Annotated in this window: 1 pseudogene; it reads left to right on the top strand. The window is 64.1% G+C overall.

The features are described from left to right. Positions 1 to 79 precede the first annotated feature (79 nt). Positions 80 to 511, top strand: a pseudogene (locus tag Q1B08_RS21640) (transposase); the annotation flags it as partial. Positions 512 to 591 lie beyond the last annotated feature (80 nt).

Consider the following 591-nt stretch of genomic DNA (forward strand, 5'->3'; position numbering starts at 1 on the left):
CGCGCGAACATGCGCAATCCGCGTGGCCGCTCCCAAAATAAACCGGGAGCTGGGAAATGCATAAGACAAGAGGGGACTGACGGGCACCTCGAAGAGCCAGGTGTCGCGGCTCTGCGAGGAGATCGACGAGCGGGTGCAGGTGTTCCTGAACCGGCCGCTGGAGGGGGACTGGCCCTGCCTGTGGCTCGACGCCACCTACGTGAAGCTGCGCGAGGGTGGACGGATCGTCTCCATGGCCGTGATAGTGGCTGTCGCCGCGAGCACCCCCTCTCGGCAGATTGCTGCGCAATCGCCCGGCGGGGCAATGGACGGCCGCCGCGAGATCCTCGGAATCACGGTCATGCCGTCCGAAGCCGAAGCTTTCCGGTCCGATTTTCTGCGATCTCTTACGCGTCGTGGACTGCGCGGCATGAAAATGGTGATCAGCGATGCACACGAGGGCCTCAAGGCCGCCGCACGCAAGGTTCTCGGCGCCGGATGGCAGCGCTGCCGGGTGGGGCCGTTGAAAAACCATCCGGTTGCTGATTCCATCTTTCCGACAGTAGCGCTTGGAGGATGGCATGATCGGCAGTCGGACCCGCGATCAGCTCG

Source organism: uncultured Jannaschia sp., from assembly GCF_947494025.1.
Taxonomy (GTDB): domain Bacteria; phylum Pseudomonadota; class Alphaproteobacteria; order Rhodobacterales; family Rhodobacteraceae; genus Jannaschia.